General features: G+C 62.6%; 11 protein-coding genes. 6 read left to right on the plus strand and 5 right to left on the minus strand.

Features of this window, described 5'->3' with window-relative positions; translation table 11 throughout:
• Position 1: 1 nt before the first annotated feature.
• Together M0D64_RS31645 and M0D64_RS31650 are read right to left on the minus strand one after the other, a co-directional pair.
• Positions 2–1,888: an alpha/beta fold hydrolase gene (locus M0D64_RS31645; RefSeq protein WP_266260686.1), complete on the minus strand. Its 1,887-nt coding sequence runs from the start codon at positions 1,886–1,888 to the stop codon at positions 2–4.
• Between the two features lie 229 nt (positions 1,889–2,117).
• Positions 2,118–3,023 (minus strand): LysR family transcriptional regulator, encoded by a 906-nt coding sequence (locus M0D64_RS31650; RefSeq protein ID WP_154559499.1) that lies wholly within the window; start codon positions 3,021–3,023, stop codon positions 2,118–2,120.
• A gap of 98 nt (positions 3,024–3,121) precedes the next feature.
• Here M0D64_RS31650 and M0D64_RS31655 point away from each other — a divergent pair, with 98 nt between their 5' ends.
• The 3 genes from M0D64_RS31655 (at position 3,122) to M0D64_RS31665 (ending at position 8,650) form a co-directional block, all read left to right on the plus strand.
• The gene (locus M0D64_RS31655) at positions 3,122–6,709 is read left to right on the plus strand and encodes an indolepyruvate ferredoxin oxidoreductase family protein (RefSeq protein ID WP_266260687.1); all 3,588 of its coding nucleotides are present in this window, start codon (positions 3,122–3,124) and stop codon (positions 6,707–6,709) included.
• A gap of 286 nt (positions 6,710–6,995) precedes the next feature.
• Positions 6,996–7,565 (plus strand): hypothetical protein, encoded by a 570-nt coding sequence (locus M0D64_RS31660; RefSeq protein ID WP_266260688.1) that lies wholly within the window; start codon positions 6,996–6,998, stop codon positions 7,563–7,565.
• 233 nt (positions 7,566–7,798) lie between these two features.
• Entirely contained in the window at positions 7,799–8,650 is an 852-nt protein-coding gene (locus M0D64_RS31665) for a hypothetical protein (RefSeq protein WP_266260705.1), read from the plus strand.
• Between the two features lie 47 nt (positions 8,651–8,697).
• Here M0D64_RS31665 and M0D64_RS31670 read toward each other — a convergent pair whose 3' ends face one another.
• The gene (locus tag M0D64_RS31670; protein ID WP_266260707.1) at positions 8,698–9,777 is read right to left on the minus strand and encodes a glycosyltransferase; all 1,080 of its coding nucleotides are present in this window, start codon (positions 9,775–9,777) and stop codon (positions 8,698–8,700) included.
• A complete protein-coding gene (locus M0D64_RS31675) occupies positions 9,777–11,030 on the minus strand; it encodes an oligosaccharide flippase family protein (RefSeq protein ID WP_266260689.1) in 1,254 nt (417 codons plus the stop codon). The genes M0D64_RS31670 and M0D64_RS31675 overlap by 1 nt, the downstream gene beginning before the upstream one ends.
• A gap of 349 nt (positions 11,031–11,379) precedes the next feature.
• On the opposite strand from M0D64_RS31675, the gene M0D64_RS31680 reads away from it, so the two are divergent.
• Entirely contained in the window at positions 11,380–12,570 is a 1,191-nt protein-coding gene (locus tag M0D64_RS31680) for a glycosyltransferase (RefSeq protein ID WP_266260690.1), read from the plus strand.
• Positions 12,571–12,581: 11 nt separating this feature from the next.
• Here the strand turns inward: M0D64_RS31680 and M0D64_RS31685 are convergent, their stop codons facing one another.
• A complete protein-coding gene (locus M0D64_RS31685; protein ID WP_266260691.1) occupies positions 12,582–13,730 on the minus strand; it encodes an acyltransferase in 1,149 nt (382 codons plus the stop codon).
• A 282-nt stretch (positions 13,731–14,012) separates the two neighbouring features.
• Here M0D64_RS31685 and M0D64_RS31690 point away from each other — a divergent pair, with 282 nt between their 5' ends.
• Complete coding sequence (locus tag M0D64_RS31690) at positions 14,013–15,506, plus strand: O-antigen ligase (RefSeq protein WP_266260692.1); 1,494 nt, start codon at positions 14,013–14,015, stop codon at positions 15,504–15,506.
• Positions 15,503–16,720 (plus strand): glycosyltransferase, encoded by a 1,218-nt coding sequence (locus tag M0D64_RS31695; RefSeq protein ID WP_266239581.1) that lies wholly within the window; start codon positions 15,503–15,505, stop codon positions 16,718–16,720. Before M0D64_RS31690 ends, M0D64_RS31695 begins: the two co-directional genes overlap by 4 nt.
• Positions 16,721–16,728: the final 8 nt, after the last annotated feature.

The raw sequence follows: 16,728 nt of genomic DNA on the forward strand, positions 1-16,728 counted from the left end.
GTCATGCCGAGTTTTTGGCCCGGGGAGAACTTGCTGGGACGTCCGATCCGCGACTCGCGCTTCTATTTTTTCCAGCGCCGATGCCGGCATGAGCTGGGCGCGATGCAACTGTGGCGCCGACCGCTTTCGGTACAGGGGAGACTTTGTCGTCTGTGGCGGCGCTATGGAATACTGCGCGTAGCAGCTCCTCACATACGGCTATCACATCTTCCCGTGCAATTCGACTCAGCACCTCATGATCCATGTTGCGAACAATGAGTGCATGCGCACGCGAGAGCTTTTTCAAACGGCGACCATTCACACCAAAGTGCATATGAAGTTCGCCGAGGCTATGGTCCCGCGGGCTAAAGAGCAGACGAATGTGAACACCGTCCGCGTCCAGTCGCTGAAACAGTTTGCGGACCTTGTGGCTTTCCGTCGCCGGGCACAGCACTTCGCCACTCCAGGCCGCCACCATGTCCTGTACATACGCAATTGCGTGTCGCCACATCGTGCGCAGGGCGGGTCCAAGCCGCGCGTGGCCGCGGATCACCTCGAGCCACTTCCCGGCGCGCATCATGGAGCGCAGATAGACTCGCGGCGACCCCGGCCTACGCTCGGCCGCGCCTTGCATCGTACATCCGTCCGGCAGGACAAAGGCGACCGGATTGACCATAATGAGTCCACGCACCGAGCGGTGCAGTCTCGTCGCCTGCAGCGCCGCGTATGCCCCCGCGCAGATGCCGAACACTACGACGTCACGGTAACCGCGTCCGGCAAGCCAATCCGCCGCGCGGGACAGATCCCCCCCCATCGCATCGAGGACCGTTTGGCCAGGACCGCCGGTGCGTGCCGCAGAACAACTGTCGCCAAGCCCTTCGGCGTCGATTCGCAGCGACGCGAAACCGCGCTTCGCGAGTTCCCGTCCGAGCTCGACACCAAAACGTCCGTCGCCGACGTGATGCGTGGCGGCCGTATTGGCGATTAGAAGCACTGGCGTGTGCTCACGCGCCGTGCGCCGCATGGCAGGTTCACACAGGATGCAAAAAACACGCCCGCCCGCCACGTGCACCGGGTATTCCATGGCGGACGTGCTGACGAGAACCGGGCTCGCGTCAACCGACACTGCCGGCGCCCGGACGCACCGCTCCCCTCCCTCCGACAGCCAGTCCGCCACCCTGTTCAGCAGTAATTCCGGGAGCTCGGTCAGCCATGCGGTCTGGAGTACCTGTGTGTAGTTCTCGAAGGCTACAGACTCCACGCAGGCGCCGTTGCGTTCATAGTGGGCAGTGAGCTGGTGACTGCCGTCGCGCTGGCCGCTGTGAGCGATCAGGATCCGCTGCGCGGGTACCTGTGGCTCGTTGCACAGGTCGAGGTCGCCGATTGTTTCAAGCGCCTGCGCACTGACCCTATGGCCCAGGATGTCCCGCGCCCCAGGCTGCGTCTGCTCATGGTCTGCGCCAACACCTGCGGTCTGTTTCCAGGTCTGATTCAGGATGTTCATTTCGCGCCAAAAAAGACGCGTCGACCGAACCGGTGCGAGCATGGCGATCGATTCGATTTCGCGCTTGCGCGCCGCCCATGCAGCGACCGTTGCGCCCAAGCGAAACCCCGCGAGGGAAACCCGCTCTATGCCGGTGATGCTCCTCAAATAGTCGATTGCCTCGATAACTTCGTCCGCCCAATCGGTGGGACACACCAGACCTTCGCCATCAATGGAATCGCCTGTCCCCCGATAATCGAAACGCAAAACCGGAACGCCGCGTGCGGCCAGACGCTGCGCGAGTTCGCGCAGCGCTTGATGCAGCCACATTGCCTCGTGCCCGAAGGGGTTACAAAGCACCACACCCTTGTTACCGTCGGCCGGATGCAGCCAGCCAAAATGCCCATTGAAAATGACAGGTTTCATTGTTCTAAGCGCTGGTAGCGGTTAACGTCTCGCGTCAGGGTTGGATTACTGAATGGCATGCGCGTTACCTCAGACAGTACTAACGCGCCCAGTAAGCGCCGTTCCCCGCCAAAGTTAAGTGCGCTCTCACACACACGATCCGGCGCCCGAGCGATCGCCTCCTGTCCCGGCACCCGCTGCTACTGGCCGACGCTACCGATGTGGCCACTCAGAACTAATGCGCCGATATCTAGCTGCCGCACGCATGAATCAGAAACTGCTGGAACGCCAAAGCCGGCGCATCCAGCGTCGCGCCCTTGCGCCACAACATCCCCGCATCCATCTGCGGGATCGCATTGAGAATTGGCCGGGCATCGATCCGCTTGCCTTCCAGCGACCAGGGCCGAAACACCATGTCCGACAGGATCGTCACGCCGAAGCCATGCGCGACCAGTCCGCGCAACGCCTCCATTGAACTCGTGCGAAATGCGATATTCGGCTCGACGCCGTTTTCTTTCCAGTAACGCAGCGTCGCTCGTTCGCTCTCGTCGACGGTAATGAGGATATACGGATACGCCGCAATGTCCGCGAGCGACGGCGAGTTCACCTGTGCCAGCGGATGCGTCGGCGCCGTCCACAACTGACGCCGTGAACGAATCAGCACGTGATGCTGAAACCGTTTGAGATGATCCACGTTCGACAGCAACGCCACGCCCAGATCGATGTCGCCGTCGAGTACGGCCTGCTCGATCTCGGGACGATCGGCATCGCGCAGATCCAGCTCGACGTGGGGATAGGTCGCGCGAAACCGCCCCAACAGTTCCGGCAGAAAATAACCGAGCAAGGTGTACGAGGCAGCAATGCGCACCGTGCCCTTAAGGTCGTGTGAGCGAAACGGCGCCTTGTAGATCGCGTCGCGCACCGAATCGAGGATGTGACGCGCGTGATTGAGAAAGTCCTGCCCATCCGGCGTCAGCGCGACACCCTGTGGAAGGCGTTCGAAAAGCCGGGTTCCCAGCGTCTCCTCCAGCGCAAGTACCGCATTGGTAATCGCGGATTGCGACACGTGTTCGGTCGCCGCCGCCATCGAAAACTGCCCGTTTTGCGCGGCCGCAACGAAGTAACGCATCTGCCGCAACGTGACGTCTTTTGACATGTGTTTTTCGCATAGCAGGGTTCGGTATTTGTGATTTTACGATGGGAATTCGGCTTCCTATACTCGCCAGGACAATAAAGCTACTGGAGACGCCGCCCATGAACGCCCCCCTATCGCCCCCGCTGCAGGACGCACTTGCCGCCGTTTCACTCGACGATAAATACACGCTTGAGAAAGGCCGCGTTTACATGAGCGGCACCCAGGCGCTGGTCCGCTTGCCGATGCTGCAGAAAGAACGGGACCGTCGCGCGGGACTGAACACGGCGGGTTACGTATCGGGCTATCGCGGCTCGCCGCTCGGGGCGTTCGACCAGGCACTGTGGAAAGCGAAGAAGCATCTGAAGGAACACGACGTCGTGTTCCAGCCTGGGGTTAACGAGGATCTCGCCGCCACCGCAGTGTGGGGCACGCAGCAACTCAATCTGTGGCCCGACGCGAAAGTCGATGGCGTATTCGGCATGTGGTACGGCAAGGGACCGGGTGTCGATCGCACCGGCGACGTCTTCAAGCATGCCAACTCGGCAGGCACCGATCCGCATGGCGGCGTGCTGGTGCTGGCGGGCGACGATCACGCGGCGAAGTCGTCGACTGTTGCGCACCAGTCCGAACATATGTTCGTCGCGAGCGGCATTCCGGTGCTCTATCCGGCGAGCGTGCAGGAATATCTCGACTATGGCCTGCACGGCTGGGCCATGAGCCGCTATTCCGGTCTATGGGTTGCGATGAAATGCGTGACGGACGTCGTGGAGGCCAGCGCGTCGATCGACATCGACCCGGACCGTTTGCAGATCGTGTTGCCGGATGACTTCGAAATGCCCGACGGCGGCTTGAACATCCGCTGGCCCGATCCGCCGCTCGCGCAGGAAGCGCGTCTGCTCAACCACAAGTGGTATGCGGCGCTCGCCTATGTGCGCGCGAACAAACTGAATCGCGTGGTGATCGACAGCCCGACGCCGCGTCTGGGCATCATGACCGCGGGCAAAGCCTACCTCGACGTGCGCCAGGCGCTGGCGGACCTGTCGCTCGACGACGATACCTGCGCACGGATCGGCATTCGCGTGCTCAAGGTCGGTTGCGTGTGGCCGCTCGATGCGCAGAACGCGCGCGATTTTGCAACGGGACTCGACGAAATTCTGGTGGTCGAAGAGAAACGCCAGATACTCGAATACGCGCTAAAGGAAGAGCTTTACAACTGGCGCGACGACGTGCGCCCGAAGGTATTCGGCAAGTTCGATCAACGCGACGATGCAGGCGGCGAGTGGTCGGTCCCGCGCGGCCAGGCGCTGTTGCCGATGCAATACGAACTGTCGCCGGCGCTGATCGCGAAGGCGATCGCGCGGCGTCTCGCGAAAGCCGATTTGCCTGAGGACGTACGCGCCCGGATCGAAGCACGCATCGCCATCATCGAAGCGAAGGAACGCGACGCCGCCACGCCGCGCACCGTCACCGAACGGCAACCGTGGTTCTGCTCGGGGTGCCCGCACAATACGTCGACGCGCGTCCCCGAAGGCTCACGCGCGCTGGCCGGCATCGGCTGTCACTACATGACCATTTGGATGGACCGCAACACGGAAACCTTCAGCCAGATGGGCGGCGAAGGTGTCGCGTGGACCGGCCAGATGCACTTCACAAACGAACGTCACGTGTTCGCGAACCTGGGCGACGGTACTTACTTTCACTCGGGTTTGCTGGCGATCCGCGCCTCGATCGCGGCCGGTGCGAATATCACCTACAAGATTCTTTATAACGATGCGGTCGCGATGACCGGCGGCCAGCCCATCGACGGCGTGCTGACGGTGCCTCAGATCGCGTTCCAGGTAACGACCGAAGGTGCGAAGCAGGTGCTCGTCGTCACCGACCAACCCGAAAAATACGCTACGGGCGTACGCTTGCCGGAAGGCGTGAAGGTGTATCACCGCGACGAGCTCGATCGTCTGCAACGCGAGTTGCGCGAGGTCGCAGGCACCACGATCCTGATCTACGACCAGACCTGTGCGACCGAAAAGCGCCGGCGCCGCAAGCGCGGCACCTATCCGGATCCGGCCAGGCGGGCGTTCATTAACGACGCCGTCTGCGAAGGCTGCGGCGACTGCTCGGTGAAATCGAATTGCCTGTCTGTCGAACCGCTGCAAACGCCGCAAGGCACCAAGCGCAAGATCAATCAATCGTCGTGCAACAAAGACTTCTCGTGCGTGAACGGCTTTTGCCCGAGCTTCGTCACCGCTGAAGGCGCGCAATTGAAGAAGCCGGCGAAGACGGCCAGTGGGACCGCGCTTCCGGACTTCACCGCACTGCCGCGCCCAGAGATCGCAGGTCTTGCAAAACCTTATGGCGTGCTCGTAACGGGTGTCGGCGGCACCGGTGTCGTGACGATCGGCGGCCTGCTCGGCATGGCCGCGCATCTCGAGAACAAAGGCGTGAGCGTGCTCGACATGGCGGGCCTCGCGCAAAAAGGCGGCGCTGTACTAAGCCACGTGCAGATCGCAGCAACGCCGCACGAGTTGCACGCAACCCGCATCGCGACCGGTGAAGCGCGCCTGATTCTGGGCTGCGACGCGATCGTGTCAGCGTCCGCCGAAGTGCTGGCGCGCACGCAACGCGGTGTCACCAAGGCGGCGATCAATAGCGGCGCGACACCGACCGCGCAATTCGTGCGCGATCCGCAGTGGGCCTTTCCCGGCGATCAGATCCAGGGCGACCTGCGCGACAGCATCGGCGAGGACTGCGACTTTATCGACGCCAATCGCCTCGCGCTCGCGTTGCTTGGCGACACGTTGTACGCGAATCCGCTGCTGCTGGGTTTCGCATGGCAACGCGGTTGGTTGCCGGTCAGCTACGAAAGCCTCGACCGCGCCATCGAACTGAACGGCGTGGCGGTCGACAAGAATCGCCTCGCGTTCGAATGGGGCCGCTTTGTCGCGCAGCATGGCGAAGCAGCGGCCGATGCATTCGCGCCGCGTACCAATCAGCAACAGGCAATCGTTGTGCAGATGCCGGAGTCGCTTGAACGGCTCATCGAGCGTAACGTCGAACTGCTGGGCCTCTATCAGAATGAGCAGTATGCCGCGCGCTATCGAACGGTAGTCGACCGGATGCGAGCCAAGGAAACCGCGCTCGCCGCGGGTGCGAAGCTACGCCTCACGCCAGTGGTCGCGCGCAATCTGGCCAAGCTGATGACCTACAAGGACGAATACGAGGTTGCGCGTCTCTATGCCGACCCGGCGTACTTCGACAAACTGCGGGCACAGTTCGAAGGCGAACCCGGCCGCGACTACAAGCTCGGCTTTTACCTCGCACCGCCCTTGCTGGCGAAACGCGACGAACACGGTCACCTGAAAAAGCAACGCTTCGGGCAATGGACACTCCCGATGTTCCGCGTGCTCGCGAAGCTCAAATTCCTGCGCGGCGGTGCGTTCGACGTGTTCGGCAAGACCGCCGAGCGGCGCGGTGAACGCGCCCTGATCGACCAGTACATCGCGTTGATCGACGAGTTCTGTCGCACGCTGGACAACAACCGTCTGGACGTCGCGATGCGGCTTGCCAATCTCCCCGACGAGATTCGCGGTTTCGGCCACGTCAAGGAGCGCAACGTCTTGGCTGCTGCGACGAAACACGACAAATGGCTGGCGGAATATCGCAACGCGGCTGACCAGGTGGATTTCCAACCGGTGAGAAAGGCGATCTGACAACCGGGTCACTCAGTCAGCGTGGCGGCACGCGGCGTCCAGGGAATTCCCCTGGATTTTCGCCGCGTTTGCCGCCCTTTCACGCCGGAGTGTCTTGATTCGACTGCAGGATGGCGTTTTCGTACGCTATAAGGCGCCTTGTGTCGACAGTGCCCGGTGTTAGGCTCAAGAAAGCAGCCTTCGCGGCAGTGAGCCGCCGTTCAGCGGCAAAATCAGCAGCCACGAGAACATACCGCGAAGCGCGATTGCCGGCGAACGGCGAAACATCGCTGCGGGAGCGACTGCGATGAGAATCAGAACATATACGGCATTGACGCTATCGGTGCTTAGCAGTGCTGCTTTCGCATGGCAGCCGCTCATCTATCCCATCCGAAGTCAAAGCGCTTATCAGCGCAGCATCGACACCGCGATGTGCTACGCCACTGCCAACAAGCAGACCAAGATCAACATCGCGCACGAATCGCAGCTTCCACCGCGCAAACCTGCGGCAACCAAAACGTCGTCGACGGGTGCCCCTTCACGGCCACCCTTGCCCTCCAGCAGTTTTTCAGCGACCCCGCCTGGCGCCAGCATGCCCGCAGCCGCAGCCGCACCAGCCGCAAGCGGAGCCGGCGTGAGCACGGCAACGACCGCTGCAGCGACAAAGACAGCAAGTTCGACCGCGGCCGCCACGCCGGCATCGGCAACCAGCGCGGATAACGGCGCCTCGGGGACGGCAGCAGCCGGCGCGGCACAAACGGCCGCGGCATCCGGCGTGAAGCTGCCGCCGCTGCCGGCGCCTGAGCCGCCAATGACACAGTATTGGGCCGCGTATGGCGCGTGCATGCAAGCGCGGGGTTACGTCGTCGCACAGTAATCCCGATTGCAGGCCTCGCTGCCGTGCCTGGTTCTTCCTGATTGTGGCGCCGGCATTCGACGCCCGTTTGCGAAACGGCAATGCTTAGCGACTTTACTTCCGATCAGCATGATTACCCCCAATGCGAGCACTGCGGTGCGTCGCTAGCCGGTCGCTTTACGCCGTGCACCGAGTGCGGCGCGCGTCCAGTCGATTCGCCCGGCACGCGCCGACCGCCGCCTCCCCCCTTGAAAATGCCGCTGGGCGATACCCAGCCGATGCTAGTGACCCGGCTGATGACGCCGCGAATCTGGCGCCCGACTTCGCGAGAGTTAACCGATCCGTATTCCGTCACCAGCGAGACACCGGTCGCCGCCCCCGTCGTGCACAGACTGCGCCAGCCCGTCGTGCTCGGCGTCTCGATGCTGGTTGTCGCGTCCGCCGTGTACCTGGGCTTCATTCACAGCAACGACTCGGACGACGGCACCCCTATCGCGGTGTCCGGCAAAGTGAAGACCCAGAACGTGAAACCGCCGCTTGCCCTCGCTCAGGGGTCCGCGCCGGTCTTCGTTGCTCAACGGCCCGTGAAGCCCGTGCCCGTGCGATCGCTTCCTGTCCCGGCACCGGTTGCGCCGCCGCCGGCTCCGCGGCGCATGATTACGGCATCGGCCGAGGCGAAGCACAACCCGGGCGGCCAGACCTACAACCCGCCCGTCAAAGCTGGCGTAGACGCCTCGAAGCAGATCAGGTCCGCCCGCGCCAATCTGCAGCAGAACAATCTGTCGGCGACGAAAGCGCGCCTGGAGGCAGCCATCGCGGCCCAGCCGGACAACCCCGACGCACTGCGCATGCGCGACACCGTGACCGCGCGTGAACAAGAGCGGGACGCTCTTTTGAGCGTGGCGCGAGGTTGCGGCTATGTCGCACGATGGGCGTGCGTCTGGCACAAAGCCGGCGATGCGCTGCAGGTCGATTCGAGCAGCAAGGAAGCCCAGCGCCTGCTGACCCTCGCGATGCGCGAGTCCGAACTGGCGAGCGCGTGGCCGTCGACGCCCGCACCCGAGACGACGCTCGACGAACGCGGCCTCTCGATCAGTCACCATTGAACGTCAGGTGTCCCGGCGCAAGCAACAGGCAAGGTCCAGCCGAAGAACTAACGGGCCGGCACGGCGAGATGGCTACTGACCTGATGCGCAATCGCCCGATAGCGAGCCGCCGTATCGCTAAGCGTCAGACCGGCAAGCGAGCGTTGCGCCCGCGCCTGCCCCAGCGCCGCGACCACGGCATCCGCATAGCACGGCACATCGTCCGTATCGACTAACTGCACACCGGGAAAGCCGTTCGCGAAGGAAAACGACGGAATCCTGCTCGCGACGATCGGGATACCGGAAGCCAACGCTTCAAGAAACGCCACGCTGTGCGCCTCGGAGCGCGAGGGCATGACAAACACGTTCGACTCCGACAGCACGCTCGCCACATCGGTGCGCGGACCCGCCACCACGACGCGGTGCGCGATCCCCAACTCCTGCACGAGGCCAATGACGGTGCGCTGGTAAGCCGGATCTTCGACCACGCCGTACAGCACGAGGCGCGCGTCCGTCACCTGCTCGAGCACCTGGCCGAAGGCACGCACCGTCAGAAGCTGATTCTTCACCGACGCATATCGCCCGATCTGCACGACCTGGGGCGCCCGGCCACTATATCCGGCACCGTCGGTGAACGTGAAGCGGCCGAGGTCGACCCCGTTGGGCACCACGGTCATCGAAGGATGCGGTCCGATGGCCTGCACGTAATCGGTCATGCCTTGTTGCGATACGCTGATCACGACCCGGGCACGTCCGGACAGGATGTGCTCGACGCGCCGGAACAGCGGCCGCTCGAAATCGTTGGCGGCCGAATGCATGACGTAGACGACCGGCACCCGTATTGGCAACGCGCGCGCATAAAACGAAGGAATCGTGGCGTGCGCGAAAATCACGTCCGGTTGAAATCGCCGTACCGTGAAGAAAAGATTCGACAGTTTGCCGGCGAGGCGCCTGCGCCGCGACGGAAACCAGCACTGCACGCCGTGCCGCTGCAGTTCGTCCTGCAAGGGCAGGAATTCGGCGTGCACGGGCAACAGCGAGGCGACACACACGGCCATGCCTTCGACGCTTTGATCGATAGCGAGATCCTTGGCGAGGACTTCGGCGCCCGACAAACGCGGCGCCAGAACCAGATGTAAGACGCGCATCATGAAGTCCTTGCAGTCAACGTTCTGAACAGCATCCACGCCGCGGCGCAGCCAAGGCCAAGGGTCATGGACCAGGCAATACCCGTCACGCCCCACCAATGAACCGCCGCAGGCACGCTCGCCAGCAGCACGACAACCTGAATCAGCGACGCATGCACCGTCGCCTTCGCGTCACCCACCGCGCGCAGATAAGCGACCAGCACGGCAATCAACGCGCCGATCGCCATATTGATCACCAGAATTCTGAACAGCGGCACCGCAGGCAACCAGGCCGCGCCGAGAATCAGCGAGAAGAGCGGCTCGGCGATCAGCCTCAGCACCGCGACGAACCCCGCCAGCCCGATCGCGATCACGAGCAGATAAATCTTGATCAGCCGCGATGCGGCCTGCGGACTCCGGCGATGACGTGCCGCGAAGGTGGGAAAGAGGTATTGCGACATGGCGATCGCGGCGTCGGCGAGCAGCATCTGCGCGAGTCGCGACGACATCTGATAGCCACCCAGTTGCGCCGGGCCGAGCAGTTTGCCGACCACGACCTTGTCGAACTGGTTGAGCAGCAGGTTGATCACACTGCTCGCCCAGATCCAGCGACTGAAGCCGACGTAGTGACCAATGCCCGACCACACGGCGCGCATCGGCGGACGCGGTTTCATCGTCGCCCAGGTCAGGATGCTTTTCAGGCTCTCGCCGGCCACGAGGCCAAGCAGCACCGAGGCCGCACCGGCACCGAAATACGCGAGGCCCAGTCCCACCGAACAATCGACAAATGCCGCCCCGACCTCGACGCCGGCAATATGCTGGAAGCGCCGCTCGCGCTGCACGAGGTAGTAAGTGGGCGATGCGAGACCGCGTAACAGAGGCAGCAACGCGGCAAGCTGAATCAGCACCAGTGAACCGTTCAGATGAAACTGACTGCTCAGCAATGGTGCAAGCGCGACCAGCAGCAGCGAGATGAGCACGCCGCGCGCGGTCAGCGTGGTCCACACCGCGCCGAGTTGCGAACGCGACGGTGGATGTTCGCCTTGAATGACCGCCTGCGCGAGACCCGTGTCCGACAACGCCTCGGCAATCGCCACCGCGAGCAAGGCCACGCTCACGCTGCCGATCGCCGCCGGCCCGAGCATCCGGCCAATCGCAAGAAATTTGATGGCTACGAGTCCACGCACGGCGAACTGCTGCAATAGCACCCATGTCGCCGCGCTCGCGCCGAAGCTGGCCGCTATCGAGAGCGCCGGAAGCCTGATCGCCCGCAAGCTGTTTCTCCGTCGAATCGGAGCGCCGTTGACTCGGCCATAAGCAGCGATTCAATGCATCGCTGCGAAACGCCGCCGGCGCATAAATTGTTAGATTGCACCAGCAAGCTGGCGAGTTTTTTCATCGAATCCCATATACGACCTTACAGCGAGACAATCGGCAACAACCGCCATCAGCTAGGTCAGTTCAGCCGAAGCCATTGCGCTCTAGTACGTTTACCCACAGAACGGGTCAAATAGACGGATTCACTGACGCCGCCGATGCTAACGTTGTTCAGCTAGCGCCTCAGACAGCCGGCGCAAGGGTGCTTTTCCACAACGCATTCGACCACTGAAGACCACTGCATCGATGGAACAAGACTACGTCCTGATTGTGGAACCCAACCTCACCGGCCACCGCTGGCGTTATGTCGAATGGACCATGCAGGCCTGCACGGAAGCCGGCTATCCCTGCATCCTCGCAACGGAATCCGCCAACGAAGACCATCGGCTCGCCAGACAGATCGTCGCCGCGAACCGCGCGGATCTGCAGATCGCCTTCGTCGACCCCGAGGAGCGGCCCCGCGGGCTGTTGCGCCAGTCGAACCAGTATTCACGCTTTCACCGCTATTTCAAGCGCGTGCATCGCATCGTCAGCCACGCGCAGCCGATCAGGCTGGTGGTTGTGCCTTATGTCGATTACTTCTTCTACGCGTTGCCGTTTCTCGGTTCGCCTTTTCGCAAGACACCCTGGATCGGCATCACGATGCGCTCGACCTTCCATCATCACAAGGTCGGCATCAAGTCGCCCGACCGACCGATTGTGAATGCGGTCAAAGCGCTGCTTTTCAAGCGTGCAATCCGCTCCGTCGGGCTGCGCACACTGCTGACGATCGACCCGACTCTGCCGGAATGGTCCGCGCACAACGCCTCGAAAAACAGCGCGGCCGTCGCCTATGTCGCGGACCCGTTTCCGGACGAGCATGCGGAAAATCCAGTGTTGGCCCGTGAGCGGCTCGGACTGGACCCCGCGCAGCGTTATCTGCTGGTGTACGGCTCGATCACCGAACGCAAGGGCATCTACGAACTGGTCCACGCGTTGACGCGTCTGGAGCATGCGCCCACGCTGATCGTCGCGGGCGAGCAGGATGCGGGCACTCGCCATTTCATGCGCAATCATGTGCGCAACCTCACGCCCGCGCCGCTGGTACTCGACTCGTTCATTGCGAGCGACGTCGAGCGCGATCTGTTCTCCGCCTGCGACGCGGTCTGGCTAGGCTACAAGGGGCACTACGGCATGAGCGGCGTGCTCGTGCAGGCGTACCGCTTCGGCAAGCCCGTGATTGCAACGGAAGATGGACTGATCGGCTGGTTCAGCCGGCGCTGCGAACTGGGACCGATTCTGAAGGACCTGAGCTCCGCCTCGATCGGCAAGGCGATCACCGAGACCATGACCTCGTGGCCGCACGAGCCCGAGGCCGTTCCGGCGGCACGCGAAGACCTGCTGTCACGGCATACGCTCGGGCAATTCAAGCAGACCTTGCTTCAGCAGATGGCCTGATTTGAACGTACTCAGGACAACTGGCCGCCGGCAACAGGCACTTCCTCGCGCACCGAGCTGTTGCGCTTCGCCGGGAACAGCGCGTTGCGCATCAGCAGGAACGGATACTCGATCGCGCGCGTGGTCACATAGCCAATCGCAATCGCGAAAGCGAACTGCGCGGTAAGCGCCACGATCCAGATTACGCTCGGCGCGAGACCCATGGCAGTCGCTTTCCGAATCAGCATGTCGCCCGGAGCGAGCGCAAGCGAATGCCACAGGTAAATGCCATACGAATAGAGGCCGATCCAGGCAATCCCGCGATACACCCACGACGTCTTGAACGATCCCGAATACTCCAGCACGAACACGATCAGCGCGGCAAAACCGAGCGCCTGAATCGTATAGCCGATGCTTTCGTCGAGCGCGATGTGTTTCGTCGCAAGGGCGAGCCACGCACACAGAATCACGATGCTGGCGACCAGCAGCCATTTGCGCTTTGCGATCTGATGATAGACGCCCGGTTTCATCCAGTAGATCGCGGACAGAATCACGCCGACCAGCAAACTGTCGATGCGATATTGCGTGTACGCGAATGCCCCTTCCAGGTTGCCGCTCGCCACCGCGAAGCAGCGCGCGGTGAACACCACCGCGCAGATTCCGGTGAGCACGCCGACAATCGTCCATGCGCCAAGGCGCCAGCGCGCGAACAGCAACAGCAGCGCCGGCAGGACGAGATAAAAGTGTTCTTCGACCGCGAGGCTCCAGGTCTGGGTAATCGAGGTGCCCAGATAGTTCTGCAGGTGGGTCAGGTTCTGCACCAGAAACGTATTCCACGGATGCCGCCCGGCCAGCACATGAAACGCGATCAGCACGTAATACGCAGGCCAGATGCGGAAAATCCGCCGGACGATAAAGCGCTTCGCGTCGACGTTACCTGTTTCGGCGTACTGTCGAAGCAGCAGGCCGCCAACCAGAAATCCGCTCAGCGTAAAGAACAGGTTGACGCCTTCCCGCCCGAAATTCTTCAGGGGGTACTCGATGATCTCAATCAGGATGTTGCCGGTCTGAACGACATGAAAGTGAAAGCCCATCACCATGATAATGGCGATGCCGCGCACGAAATCCAGCTCGATGGCCCGCCCAGCTGTTACGGATTTCGCCCCGCCGAATAATTTCATGTTGTTCTCCCCTGTCGCCATTCTTGGGCGCGTGTTCCTTTTTGCATCTTCGGTGGCGGCACGCGTGCGCGCGCGCCAACATCAAGGCATTGGCCGACAACATCGACAAGTGTGCGCGCGTCTTGCAGGGACCGCCCTTGCCACTGTCGCCAGAACCCAGGCAATGGGCGACGAAACTGGCCAGGTGGAACGGCCACATGGGGATATTCCCGCACAATGACCCGATGCGAGACCGTCCGCTATAGACCAACGGCGGATCGACAGCACGGGGAGGAATCAGCAATGCGCCATCAGTATGCGACGCTCTGGATATGGTTATTTCTGTTACCGCTTGCACTGGACTATAAAGCGCCCGACGCCAACGTAGGCCACTTTATCCAGTTCGTATTCGTCATCCCCGTGATCGCCGCGGGGCTCGCTCTCGCGCTGATCGCGCCGCGCTTTCACAACGGCTCGCGGCTGCGCTCGGTGATCACCTTCAGCGTGCTGCTGTGCGTGCTCGGCAGCATCGTCGCCCAGTTTGTTCAGGATAACGACACCGGCAACTATCTGCGCGTGCTCCTGCCGTTCGTGCTGTTTCTGCTGGGCTACCTCGTGGCCTGCCGTCCGTGGAGCGAATACAGAATCTCGCAGTTCGAGAAAGCCCTGTTCGTCTCCAACGTGATCTGTCTCCTGTTCACCTTCGCCTATGGCCTCGCCACGAGCGGCGACCTCGAAGATGCGCGCTTTCGTATCATCTCCGTGACGTTGCTGGGGCTACAAGCAGTGCTACTGCACGAATTCGTCGTCGCCAGACGCTTTTCGTTTTTCACCATCGCGGTGTTCGCGGTCAGCGTGATCGTCGAGTTGCTGAGCGTGACGCGCAGTTTGATGATCGGCACGGTCTTCCTGTTCCTGTTCGCGATGGCACTGAGCGCACCGTCGATCCAGCTTGTCTGGCGCACGGCTGCCCGCAGCGTAATGACCGGCGCGGTACTGGCCGGCGTGGTCGGCATCGTGGCAGTCACTTTCCCGACCGTCACCGAACACTGGACGCAGCGCATTTTCGCGTCCGAGGAAACCGTCACCGGCAAGGATCCCACCACGATCACCCGTCTCGCCGAGATGCGCGATCAGTACGACCAGGTGACGGCGTCGCCGGAAACGCTGCTGTTCGGCGAAGGCTACGGGCACTACTACCGCTATTCCCCCGTTTACCTGCCGGACCTTGCCGGCCAGATCAGCGAGAAAGACTTCTACGCGATCAACGAATGGCCGGCGGGTCATAATTTCTGGGTCTATCAGCTCTTCGCGGGCGGACTGCTGTTCGGCATCGCCATGCCTTTGGCGACCCTGGCCGCGCTGGCAATCTGCTTTTTCTCGTACCGCTACTGGCGCGTGGTGGTTCCCGACGCGCCCATGCTTCCGGTGTTAGGCCGCGCCATCATGCTGTTCGCCGCGCTGCCGGCTACGTCGATCGGTGGCAATCCGCTCGGGCCGCGTTTCTCCGGACTGATATTCGGCGTTGCCCTCGGCCTGATGATCGCCACGCACGCGCGATTGCAGCGCGCACTGCCAGCGCGGATGAAACGCCCGCCTACGCCCCCGCATTTGCACCCAGCCGCCATGCCTGAATTGCCGGGCAGAATCCAGCCCGGCATGGGTCGCGCGGATCTCGCGACGACCCTCGGCATCTCGCACGCGGCAAGCACCGCACCCGGCTCCGGCCAGTTCGGCGCCCTCGTGTCGCGCCCCACGTCGACGCAAAACGCCAATCGACCGAATATCGTCCGATGAAAATTCTCCATTTGCTTGCAAGCGTCGATCCCCGCGCGGGCGGCCCGGTTGAAGGCGTTCGCCGCAGCGGCGCGGCGATGCAGGACGCCGGGCACGAAATCGAAGTGGCCACCTGCGATGCGCCCGGCGACGCCTACCTCGCGTCCTTTCCGTTTCCGGTCCACGCATTCGGCCCCGTCAACAGCCGCTATAGCTACAGCGCGCCACTCGCGCCGTGGCTCGCCGCCAACGCGAAGCGCTTCGACGCGGTCATCGTGCACGGCTTGTGGCAGTACCACGGCTTCGCGGCATGGAAAGCGCTGCGCCAAAGCGACGTGCCCTACTACGTGTACGTACATGGCATGCTCGACCCCTGGTTCAAACAGGCTTACCCGCTCAAGCATCTGAAGAAGTGGTTGTACTGGCCTTGGGCCGAATACCGGGTACTGCGCGATGCACGCGCCGTCATCTTTACGACGGAGGAAGAACGTGCGCGCGCCCGTCAATCGTTCTGGCTGTACCGGGCGCATGAGCGGATCGTGCCGTACGGCGCGACCGTGCCGCCGCTCGACATAGAGCCTCTGCGCGAAGCGTTCCTGCAAGCCGTGCCCGGCTTGCGCGGCAAACGCATCGTGCTGTTTCTCGGCCGCGTGCACGCGAAGAAAGGCTGTGATCTGCTGATCGATGCGTTTGCGCGTATCGCCGGCCGCGACCCGTCGCTGCATCTCATGATTGCGGGTCCCGACGAGACCGGCTGGGTGGCCAGCTTGCGCGCCCAGGCTCAGGCAGCCGGCATCGCGCACCGCCTCAGCCTGCCGGGCATGCTGCAAGGTGATCTCAAGTGGGGCGCGTTCCATGCAAGCGACGTGTTCGTTCTGCCCTCGCATCAGGAGAACTTCGGCGTAGCGGTTGCCGAAGCGCTCGGCTGCGGACTGCCGGCGCTGATCTCCGACAAGGTCAACGTGTGGCGCGAGATCGAAGCGGACGGTGCGGGAATGGTGGCTGCCGACACAGTAGACGGTACGGAAAAGAATCTCGTGCGCTGGCTCGAGCTCGACGACACCGCACGCGCCGCCATGCGCGCTCAGGCAACTCGCACTTTCGAAGCACGTTTCCGGGTCGAAACCATGGTCAGCGCGTTGACCGCGCTGCTGGAAACGAAAGGCAGCATCGGCGAAACGCGCGAAAACACGCTCACGACGCTGCGCGAAGCCACGACTCAACCGAGCCGGTGACGTTGGAA

Origin of the sequence: Paraburkholderia sp. WS6 (assembly GCF_030464835.1) — a bacterium.
Taxonomy (GTDB): Bacteria; Pseudomonadota; Gammaproteobacteria; order Burkholderiales; family Burkholderiaceae; genus Paraburkholderia; species Paraburkholderia madseniana.